Consider the following 11,108-nt stretch of genomic DNA (forward strand, 5'->3'; position numbering starts at 1 on the left):
CGTTCTGCTGCTCGCATCGGGCGTGGGCTGCTGGCTCAGTAGACGTCGCGGACGTACCGCTTCGTGCGGCGCAGGTCGGCCAGGTACGACAGCGCGTCGTCCTCGTCGCGGCCGCGGCCGGTGCGGATGACGTCGAGCAGCGCGGCCTCGACGTCCTTCGCCATGCGCGAGGCGTCGCCGCACACGTACACGTGGCCGCCGTCCTCGAGCCAGGCGAACAGCTCGGCGGACTGCTCGCGCATCCGGGTCTGCACGTAGACCTTCTCGGCCTGGTCGCGTGAGAACGCCAGGTCGAGGCGGTTCAGCACGCCCTGCTCCTGCAGCTCGGTGAGCTCGTCCTGGTAGACGAAGTCGGTGTCGCGGTGCTGGTCGCCGAAGAACAGCCAGTTGCGCCCCGTCGCACCGGCCGCGGCCCGCTCGTGCAGGAACCCGCGGAACGGGGCGATGCCGGTGCCCGGACCGATCATGATCATCGGTGCGGACGCGTCGGCCGGCACGCCGAACGACGCGTTCGGCTGCAGGTAGACGTCGACCGTACCGTCGGGGTCGACCCGGTCCGCCAGGAACGTCGACGCGACACCGGCGTACATCCGGTGCGGGTCGCCGTACCGGACGGACGCGATGGTCAGGTGGATGCGGTCCGGGTGCGCCAGTGGGCTCGACGAGATCGAGTACTGGCGTGCCTGCAACGGGCGCAGGTTCGGCAGCAGCTCGTCGAGTCCGGGAGCGGCCGGTCCGGCGTCGCGCAGCAGGTCGAGGACGTCACGGCCCCACAGCCAGCGGTCCAGTTCGTGCTTGTCGCCGTGCGAGACGACCGCGGCGAGTTCGCTCGCCGGGGCGCGCTGCACGAGGTCCGCGATGAGGTCCTTCGACGGCGTGCGGACCTCGCGGTCGCTCCGCAGGACCTCGGTGATCGGTCGGCCGTCGAACGACTCGCCGCCGTTCGCGCCGACCTGCTCGAGCAGCTCCGCGACGAAGACCTCGTCGTTGACCGGCACGACCGCCAGGGCGTCGCCGGCGGCGTACTCGATGCCGGAGTCGCCGAGGTCGAACTCGTAGTGCCGGATCTCCTTCGCGCTGCGCGGCGAGGAGAGCAGCCGGTTCTCGGCCAGCCGCGACGGGTAGGGGTTGCGCTTGTTCCACTGCGACCCCGGCCGGGAGGCACGACCCGCGCCCGCCCCGCCGGTCGCGGTGGCACCGCCGTCGGCACCACTGCCCGTGGTCGCGCCGGGTGCGCCCGTCGCGCCGGCCTCGGCAGCGAGCCGGTCGAGCACGGCGGCGCTCCAGAGTGCGGCGGCGTCCTCGAAGTCGACGTCGCAGTCCACGCGGTCGTGCACCCGGGTCGCGCCGAGCTGCTCGAAGCGGGTGTCGAGGAGCTTGCCGGCCTGGCAGAACTCGTCGTAGCTGGTGTCCCCGAGGCCGAGGACGGCGTACTGCAGCCCCTCGAGCCGCGGCACGGTGGACGCCTGGACCGCCTCCCAGAACAGACCGGCGTTGTCGGGCATCTCGCCCTCGCCGTACGTCGAGGTGACGACGAGCACGTGGGTCATCCCGGCGAGCTGCTCCGGGGTGACGGCGTCGAGTGCAGCGGCACGGCCACCGAGCCCGCGGGCCTTCGCCCCGGCGACGAGCTCGTCGGCCAGGAACTCCGCGTTGCCGGTCTGCGTGCCGAACAGCACGTCGATCGTCGTCGTGGGGGCGGCGCCGGACGCCTTCTTGCCGGCGGCGGCGATGCCCGCGATGAACCCGGCCAGCCAGGACTCCTGGGCAGCCGAGAACGGTGCGTCGACGGGGATCAGCGATCCGGTCGGGGGGAGCAGGCTCACGCGGACACCGCCTCGGTCGGCGCCTGGGGTGCACGGCGGGCGATGTCCTCGAGCGCCGCGGTGGCGAGCAGCTCGTCGAAGCGGGCCTCGCGGACGCGGCCGTCGTTCTTGGCGTTCTGGTGCATGATCCACCCCGTGGTGCCCGGTGCGTCCATGCTGCGGTTGTTCCGCTGCGTGAGCGCACGCTTGTAGTCGTCGAGCCGCTTGATCGCGATGAGCGTCGCGAGCTGGTCGTCCGCGAACCGGTCGAGCGTGCCGCGCAGGTACTTCACGACGCGCTGCTTCACCGAGAAGTCCTCGGTCAGGACGAGGTTCTTCACCGCTTCGGTGACGCGGGGGTCGTTCGGACCCGCACCGGGGACGCGCTCGAGGGCGACGTCCTGGGCGACACCGAGCACCGTGTACGACGACAGCAGCGAGAACATGTCGTCGCCCTGGTCGCCGAGGGCCGGGGCCCGGCCGTCGAGGACGGTGCGCTGGTCGCGGTAGTCGACCTTGAACGCACGGAGCTTGTCCGTGGCGATCGAGGACGCGAGCTCGTCGAGCAGCTCGGAGCGGGTGGCCGCCGCGAGGATCTCGCCGGCGTCCTGCGAGAGCAGCAGGGCGCGCGGCATGCCGACGAAGACGTGCTGCCGGGTGGTCTCCCAGTCGGCGAGCAGCCGCTCGGCCAGCGCCGACCCGGTCGCCTCGAGATGCCACTCGAGCAGCAGGCGCGCGCCGGCCTCGTGGAACGCGCCGCGCTCGGTGTCGGTGACGGGGAACACGAGGAGCGAGTCGGTGCTGGCGCGCTGGGCGACCTGACCGGACGGGTCGTACTGGTACAGGAACCCGCCGGACATGCCGTTGCCGAGCCCCTTGCCGAACGCGCCGAGGTTGAACACGGCGCCGCCCGTCATGTACTCGCACCCGAAGTCGCCGACGCCCTCGACCACGGCCGTGGCGCCGGAGTTGCGCACGGCGAAGCGGTCTCCGGCCTCGCCCTCGACGAACGTGCGGCCGCCGGTGGCCCCGAAGAGCGCGAAGTTGCCGATCAGGACGTTCCCGCCCTGGTCGGCACTGCCGCCGCCCGGTGCGCGGACGATGATCCGACCGCCGCTCTGGCTCTTGCCGACGCCGTCGTTCGCGGTGCCGGTGTGCTCGAGCACGATGCCGTCGTTGTTGAACACGCCGTACGACTGACCGGCCGAGCCCTGGGTACGGATCGTGACCGCACCGTCGACCAGCCGGCGGCGCCCGCGGTCGTCGGTCGCCACGGCGGGCAGCCCCTGGACGTCCTCGGCGCGGAGCTCGTGGTTGAGCAGGCGCTCGACGTCGATGCCGAGCTGGCCGCCGACGGACTTGTCGCTGTTGCCGAGCAGGACCCCGTGCACGAGCACGTGCTCCTGGGCGTGGTCGACCAGCGCCGTGCGGATGCGCTCGAGCAGCGCGTCGTCGGTGTGGAAGTCCTTCTCGAGGTACTCCGGGTCCGTCACGACCTTCTCCGGCACCTGCGCGAGCAGGGCGCGGGCGTCCAGACGCCCGACGCTCGCCGGGTGGTCGAGGAGCTGCAGCAGGTCGGTGCGACCCCGTGCCTCGCGCAGCGAGCGCAGGCCGAGGCGGGCGAGGATCTGCCGCACGTCGTGGGCGATGTTGAGCAGGTACTGCGCGAGGGCACGCGGGTCGCCCTCGAACGCCTCGGCGTTCGTGGTGAGGCCGGCCGGGCACTTCACGTTGCAGTTCTTCGCCATGACGCAGCCGAGCATCATGAGCGCGGTCGTGCCGAACTCGAAGCTGTCGCCGCCGAGCAGGGCGCTCGTCACGACGTCGGACCCGGTCTGGTGCGCGCCCGAGCACCGGAGCGTGACCTTGGAGCGCAGGCCGTTCGCGACGAGGGCCTGGTGGACCTCGGCGACGCCGATCTCCGCCGAGCGGCCCGCGTACTTCAGGCTCGTGACGGCCGCGGCACCGGTGCCACCGGTGTTGCCCGCGACGTTGATGACGTCCGCACCGGCCTTGGCGACGCCGACCGCGATGGTGCCGATGCCCTCGGAGGACACGAGCTTCACGATCACCCGGACACGGGCGGCCTTGCAGTCGTGGATGAGCTGCGCCAGGTCCTCGATCGAGTACGTGTCGTGGTGCGGCGGCGGCGAGATGAGCTCGACGCCGGGGGTGCCACCACGGGCCGCGGCGATGTCCACCGTGACCTTCGGCGCGGGCAGCTGACCGCCCTCGCCGGGCTTCGCGCCCTGACCGATCTTGATCTCGAGTTCCTCGAGCATGGGGTCGGCGAGGTAGCCCGCCCAGATGCCGAAGCGACCCGAGGCGAACTGCTTGATCCGCGAGCCGCGGATGGTGCCGTAGCGGGAGTGGTGCTCGCCGCCCTCACCGCTGTTCGACATGCCGCCGACCATGTTCGTGCCGTGCGCCACCGCCTCGTGCGCGGTGGCGACGAGGGCGCCGTGGCTCATCGCGCCGGACGCCAGGGTCCGGGTGATCTCGTGCGCCGGCTGGACCTCGTCGAGCTCGACGCTGTCGGGCGCGCTCTCGAGCAGGGCGAGCAGCCCGACGGCCGCGCCGGTGGCGCGGAGCGTCACCTGGGTGGCGTCGACGGCGTCGACGTCGACCTGGCCCGGGTAGAGCAGCGCGAGGCCGTCTACCAGGGCCGCGTGGCGCAGTGCACCCGTCGTGCCCGTCGACGCGAGCTGCAGGCGGAACTGCTCCGTGCCTCCCGGAAGCTCGTCGGAGAACGCCGGACGCGAGCCGGACAGCCCGCGCACGGTGACGCTGGCGTTGCCGGTCGTCGAGAACCGGCCCAGCTCGCGGGCGAAGTCCTCGGCCGTGTCGATGCCGGTGACGTCCGCGGGCAGCGCGAGCACGTCGCGGAGCGCAGCGGGACGGCGCGACCGCTCGTCGTGCGTGGTCTGCAGGAACGTGACGTAGCCCGGCGTGATCCGGTGCTGGTCGATCTCGGTGTCACTGAGGCGGTCGTAGCCGGTGTTGCGGTACGCCGCGTCGGTGATGCCGAAGGAGTCGTCGAGCTGGCCGAGCGTCAGCAGGCGCAGTGCGTCCGAGTCGCCGGAGCGCTCGAAGGCCGGACGCTCCTCGGTCATGCCGCCGAACCCGCGGACGCTCGCGACGCCGAACGAGTGGCCGGCACCGTCCGAGCGCTCCTTGAAGAGGCCGAGCAGGGGGACCTGGCCCTCGGCCGCGACCGAGCGGGCACGCTCGTGCCAGTCCGTCGCCGCCTGGGCGATGCGGGCGAAGCCGACGCCGCCCACGGGAGCCTGCATGTGCGGGAACACCCGCGCCAGGACGTCGTCGCCGGTGTCCAGGTAGTTCGGCTCGAAGAACGCGCCACCGATGTAGCTCTCGGCGGTGCACAGACCGACGCGGCCCATGGTCTTCGCCAGCGCCTTCTCGGCGGCCTTGCGGAACTGCTTCAGCGCGAGGTCCGTCGCGGTGAGCTCACCGGCGGGGGCCGGCGCGGCGGGGTACTTCTCCTCGGCACGCAGGCGCGCGCTCAAGCTGTACACAGCCGAGGCGCCGAAGCCCAGGGCCGTCGCCACGTGGTGTGACGACGGCAGCTGACCGCTCTCGGCGACGACGGACACCCGCAGGCGCAGCCCGGTCTCGATGAGCCGCTGGTTCACGGCGGCCACGGCCAGGATCACGGGCAGGGGCGCACGGGCCGACGAGACCTCGCGGTCGGTCAGCACGGCGATGCCGCCGGACGTCCCCGCGAACTGCTCCACGGCGTCGCACAGGGCGTCCACGGCGTCGCGCACGGCGTCCGCGTTCGCCTGCTCGTCGCCGAGCACCGGCACGTAGAGCATGTCGAAGCGCTCGAGCGGCACGATGTCCTGGTCGCGCAGGCGCACCATGTCCAGGTGGCCGAGGATCGGCGACTGCACGACGAGCTGTCGGCTCGTCGAACCCGTGCCGTCCGGCTTCGCGCCGAGCGCCACGCGCATGCTCATGCCGTCGGCTTCACGGATCGAGTCGAGCGGCGGGTTCGTCACCTGGGCGAAGCGCTGCGAGAAGTACTTCGCCATGCCGCCCTCGGTGTCGCTCAGGGCGTTGATGGCGTTGCCGTAGCCCATCGCCGAGATCCGCTCCGAGCCGTTCTGCAGCATCGGGTCGAGCATGAACCGGAAGCTCTCCTGGTTCAGCGAGTACGCCACGTACCGGCCGGCGAGCGACAGGTCGCCCTCGTAGCCCAGGGTGGTCGTCGTGCGCTCGTAGTCCGGAGCGGGCAGGTCGTCGAGGTTCACACGCGCGGCGTCGAGCAGCGTGCCGTAGTCGCGGCGGGCCGCGAGCATGCGCAGCACCTCGTCCGTGCGCATCCGGGTACCGGTGCGGTGGTCGACGACGAGCATGCCGCCGGCCTCGATGCGGCCGCGGTGCACGACCTCGTCGGCGTCGAACGTGACCTGACCGGCCTCGGACGACACCATCAGGTACTCGGTGGTCTCGACGGTGCGCAGCGGACGCAGCCCCAGGCGGTCCAGGCGCGCGCCGACCACGTCGCCGTCGCTGAAGATCACGGCGGCGGGGCCGTCGTTCTTCTCCTCGTACAGCGAGAAGTACTCGAGCATGTCCCGCACGTCGGCGGTCAGCGTGCGGTCGTTCTCCCACGCCGGCGGCATGAGCGAGACCACGGCCTCGACGATCTCGAGTCCGTCGTCGAACACGCGGCTCTGCAGCGTCTGGTCGAGGCGGCTCGAGTCCGACTGCCCGGGCGGGCGGACGATGCTGCGGGTGCGGGCTCGCGCCAGCGCCTCGTCCGACAGGCGGTTCTTCCGGTCGGTGTTCAGCTCGCCGTTGTGCGCCATCAGCCGGAACGGCTGCGCCATCGTCGGGTGCGGCTCGGTGTTCGTCGAGAACCGGGTGTGGAAGTACAGCGTCCGCACCGAGTGACGCGGGTCACGCAGGTCCGTGAAGTACCCGATGACCTCGCCCGAGTTCAGGCGGCCCTTCAGGATCTGGGTCCGGGCGCTGAGCGACAGCGGGTACAGGGCCGCGTGCTCGGCGCGCTGCTCGGCGGCCTCGCCGTAGGACACCGACTCGATCGTGAGCAGGGCACGGTTCGCCGCCGCGTCGACCTCGGTGCGGTCCCACTGCTCGGGCGCGCGGAAGACCCACTGCACGATCGGCAGCTGGTACTGCTCGGCCTCGGGCCGGGCGACGGAGTGGTCCACCGGGACGTCGCGGACGACGAGCAGCTCGAAGCCCTGCTGCTCGATGGCGTCCGTGACGGTCTGCCGCGCACGGGCGCGCTCGGCGTCCGCCGCCGCACCTGCGCCGCTCGGCACGAAGCAGTTCGCGACACCGAAGTGACCGGCGCGGAGCTCCTGGCCGGTGATGGCGCTGAAGAACTCCACCGACAGGTCGATGCTCACACCGGCGCCGTCACCGACACCCTCGGCGGACTTGCCGCCGCGGTGGGGGATGGCGCAGAGCGCTTCGTCACCCTTGCGGATGACGTCGTGGTGGGGCGTGCCGTCGAGTCGGGTGATGAAACCGACGCCGCAGTCGCTCGATTCGCGGGCAGGGTCGTAGAGACCGAAAGATGTGGGGTTCACGTGTGCGGGTCCAGTGGGGCGTTGCCGGCAGCGGACGGCCAGGCTGCATCGATGGAGCGCTCGCCGCGGGCAGACCGGTGTTGGCAGTCGGGCCCTGTGGGATTGTGGTGCGGTACGGCGATGCTACGGCGCGGTATACCGCCCACGCAACACCGCGGGTCCGGGCGTGTGATGGTGTCGCACCGTGCGGGTCTGTTCGGCTGGTGCGAGGTTGCCCGCTCGGTGCGCTGTTGTTGCGCTGCACGGAGCGTGCAACCTCGCACGGGATGGGCCACACCGCACGGTGCGACGGGCCGCGTGGGCCGAACGACCCCGCACCGAGTGGCCAGCCCCGCACGGTGTCAGGCCGCGCGCTCGCCGGTCCGTTCGTCGACGGCGATCGGCTCCGTCACCGCCGTACTGGCGTCGGCGGCGGGGGTCGTGCCGGGGCGGATGAGCTCCGGGCGACGGCGGCCGCTGCGGAACACCCACGCCTTGAACAGCACGAACCGAACGCAGGTCGCGACCAGGTTGGCGGCCGTCAGCACCAGGATCTCGGCACCGTGCGACGCTCCCGGCGTCGTGCTGTGCAGCACCACGAGCGACCCCGACGTGATCGCCCAGGCGACTCCGAAGACCACCAGCCCCTGCACGTGGTGTCGCCCGGCTCCGGCACGCCCCCGCACACCGAACGTGAACCGCCGGTTCAGTGCGGTGTTGCCGATCGCCGTCAGCAACAGGGCCAGGAAATCCGCCGTCTGCGCCCCGATCGCCGGACGGAACAGTGCGTACAGCACCGCGAACGCGACGGTCGACAGGACCCCGATGGCGCCGAAGCGCAGCACCTGCCCGAGGAACCCGACGTGCGGCGGCGTGAACGGACGGCGGCCGATGGTCTCGTACACGGCACCCACCGGCACCCGCCCACTGGCGATGCCGCGCGAGACGCGCCACATGCCCTTCAGGTCCTCGGTGGCGGTCGAGGCGATCTGCACCGACGAGTTCACGTCGTCGACCCAGTCCACCGGGACCTCGTGGATGCGCAGCCCCGCGTGCTCGGCCAGGACGAGCATCTCGGTGTCGAAGAACCACGCGTCGTCCTCGCACAGCGGCAGCAACTGGTCGGCCGCCCGTTTCGTGACGGCCTTGAACCCGCACTGCGCGTCCGAGAACGACACCCCCATCGTCGTGCGGAGCAGCAGGTTGTACGAGCGGGAGATGAACTCGCGCTTGCTACCCCGAACCACCCGCGACGAGTCCGCCAACCGCGTGCCGATCGCCAGGTCGGAGTGCCCGGAGAGCAGCGGCGCCACGAGCGGCTCGAGTGCCGCGAGGTCCGTCGACAGGTCCTCGTCGACGTACACGAGCACGGTCGCCGGAGATGCACCCCACACGGCCTTGAGCGCCCGCCCACGACCCTTCTCGGGCAGGTGGACCGCGTGCACGCCGGGCAGCATGGCGGCCAGGTCGTCGGCGATCCGCGCGGTGTCGTCGGTCGAGGCGTTGTCGGCGATCGTGATCCGCCAAGAGTGGTGCAACGACGTCCGGCAGAACGTGTGCAGGCGTCGCACGTGGGCCGCGAGCGTGTCCTGCTCGTTGTAGCAGGGGACGACGATGTCGATGTCGAGGGTCTGGTTCGTCTCCGTCATGCCGCTCATGCTCGGCAGCGGGCACATGCGGACCGAGGCAGTGCGCTGTGCTCCCGGTAAGAACGGCGTTCGGCGACCGTTCACGTCACGGTCGAACACGACAGGTGTCGCGCGGATACGGTCGACGGACGATGACGACCGAGCGCGACGACGCACACCGATCGGCGGTGCTGCTCCCGGGGGAGCGGCTCGGCCTGGCGCTCGACGAGCGGTGTCCGGAGTTCGAGGAGCTCCTGCTCACGCCTCCGCTGCACGGCATCCGACCGGACGGCCACGACTGGCTGCGACGCCGGTACGCCGAGATCGTCCCGCTCGTGCTCCCCGCCGCGCTGCGTGCCGTCGAGCGCGGTGAACCCGTCGACCGCGAGTGCCTCGCCCAGCTGCGCGCGGTGGCGGCCGCGAGCGCCGAGGACCCCCGCGTCGACGTGTCGGTCGTGCTCCGCGGGGCCCTGCCGGCGATCCGGGTCTTCGCCCTCGTCATGCACACGGCCACCCGCGACCACGCCGTCACGCTCGACCACGCCGGCCGGACGATGCTCGCGATGAGCCGCGCCTCGCTCGTCGCCCACGAACTCGGCTCGTGCTGGGCCGAGGCCTGGGCCGAGCAGCGCCGGCGATCGGCGGGCGAGTCCGCGGCGGCGGTCACCACCGGGGAGATCGACCTCGTCGCCCGTGCGCCCGGCCTCGACGAGACCGAGGAACAGATGCTCGCGCTCGCCGCGCAGGGGCTCTCCAACGACGAGATCGCGAAGGAGACGGCCTACAGTCGCCAGGCCGTCGCGTGGCACCTCGGACGGCTGATGAAGTCGTGGAAGGCGCCGAACCGGACGGCGCTGGTGTCGGTCGCCTTCGTGAAGGGGTGGATCCGTGCACGGCGCGAGGTCCGCGGTGCAGCACGGACCTGGCCCCCGGCGATCGAGCCCGCCGCCGAGCGTCCCGCCGCGCACGACGACGCCCCCTGAGACCGTGGTCCCCGGGGGCGTCGGTGCAGCGCCGACGGACGGATCAGCGCTGGCGGATCAGCCGCCGTTCACGTGGATGACGTTGTCGATGCGTTCGATGTTGCCGAACGCACCCCAGTTCAGCCAGCCACCGTCACCGTTGTTCGTGATCGAGCCGGGGCCCTTGAACCAGTAGATGACGTAGTTGCCGCCCTTGATGTCGATCGACTGCGCGTCCGCGACGTCGCCGGACACCGTGATGTCCTGGTTCTTGTTGACCACCGCGACGGTGAGGCGGTCGGGGTTGCCCGCGTTCCAGTAGCCGACGTCGAGCGCGGCCTGCACGGCGCCGCCGCGGTCGCTCTGGTCGTTCACGGCGTCCTTGATCGCGTTGACGATCGCGACCGGGTCGAGGTTGACGTTGACGTTGCCGCCGACCGAGGCCGAGGTGCTCGGTGCGGGCTCGGCGGCCTGTGCGGGTGCCGCGACGAACGCCCCGGCGATGACGGCGCCACCGAGTGCGGTGCCGGCGAGGAGCTTGACGGACTTGCGCTTGAACGAGTTCATGATCGTGTTCCCATCTCTGCGGTGGTGACCCGTGTGGGTCGTCCAGCTCGGACAGGACCCAGCCTGCGTCGCCGGGTGCCGGGTTGCACGCGTTCGGCCCGGACGTTGGACGATCGTCTGATGATGCGGACGGTTGCGCCGGGCGCGTGCCATCCTCTGGCGCGGGCCCCATCCGGACGGTTGGGCGCTCGGGTCTTGCGCTTTCCCGGCGAGTTCTGCGGATCAGACGTCGACGTCCGTGACGACTGACCCGCAACGAGCACGCGGGTACCGTCAGGGTTGCAGCAGTATCTGCACGATCGCGATGACCGCGAGGACCGCGATCGGCACTCCCGCGATCCACATCCCTGCACGGACCTGGGTCCGGCGGATCGTCGGCGGCGCGTGGGAACTCCGGGCGAACTCGGTCGCTGCGACGAGCTCCGGTGCGGCCGCCGGCGGTGCAGGTTCGGGCTGCGGACGGTCGTCTTCGAACGCGGGCACTTCGACCACCAGTTCCGACGGGTCCGGGCGACCCGGCAGCTCGCCGTACTCCTTCGTCATGCGACCAGTATGCGTCGCCGTCGGGATCGGCGTCTTTCG

The 11,108-nt window shown here is 71.6% G+C and carries 6 protein-coding genes; 1 reads left to right on the plus strand and 5 read right to left on the minus strand.

Annotation, left to right across the window (positions count from 1 at the left end):
* Positions 1–35 precede the first annotated feature (35 nt).
* The 3 genes from EDF33_RS08860 to EDF33_RS08870 all read right to left on the minus strand — a co-directional run bounded on the left by EDF33_RS08860 (position 36) and on the right by EDF33_RS08870 (position 9,018).
* On the minus strand, positions 36–1,826 hold the full coding sequence (locus tag EDF33_RS08860) for a sulfite reductase subunit alpha (RefSeq protein WP_123938423.1): 1,791 nt from the start codon (positions 1,824–1,826) through the stop codon (positions 36–38).
* A complete protein-coding gene (locus EDF33_RS08865) occupies positions 1,823–7,390 on the minus strand; it encodes a glutamate synthase-related protein (protein ID WP_132099840.1) in 5,568 nt (1,855 codons plus the stop codon). The genes EDF33_RS08860 and EDF33_RS08865 overlap by 4 nt, the downstream gene beginning before the upstream one ends.
* Before the next feature lie 341 nt (positions 7,391–7,731).
* On the minus strand, positions 7,732–9,018 hold the full coding sequence (locus EDF33_RS08870; protein ID WP_243692413.1) for a bifunctional glycosyltransferase family 2/GtrA family protein: 1,287 nt from the start codon (positions 9,016–9,018) through the stop codon (positions 7,732–7,734).
* 131 nt (positions 9,019–9,149) lie between these two features.
* On the opposite strand from EDF33_RS08870, the gene EDF33_RS20390 reads away from it, so the two are divergent.
* Positions 9,150–9,980, plus strand: coding sequence for a helix-turn-helix transcriptional regulator (locus EDF33_RS20390; RefSeq protein ID WP_131880411.1), 831 nt, complete (start codon positions 9,150–9,152; stop codon positions 9,978–9,980).
* 57 nt (positions 9,981–10,037) lie between these two features.
* Here EDF33_RS20390 and EDF33_RS08880 read toward each other — a convergent pair whose 3' ends face one another.
* On the minus strand, positions 10,038–10,526 hold the full coding sequence (locus EDF33_RS08880; RefSeq protein WP_111084734.1) for a hypothetical protein: 489 nt from the start codon (positions 10,524–10,526) through the stop codon (positions 10,038–10,040).
* A 273-nt stretch (positions 10,527–10,799) separates the two neighbouring features.
* A complete protein-coding gene (locus EDF33_RS08885) occupies positions 10,800–11,069 on the minus strand; it encodes a hypothetical protein (protein ID WP_123291791.1) in 270 nt (89 codons plus the stop codon).
* Positions 11,070–11,108: the final 39 nt, after the last annotated feature.

The sequence above is a fragment of the Curtobacterium sp. PhB146 genome, assembly GCF_004342995.1.
Classification (GTDB): Bacteria; Actinomycetota; Actinomycetes; order Actinomycetales; family Microbacteriaceae; genus Curtobacterium.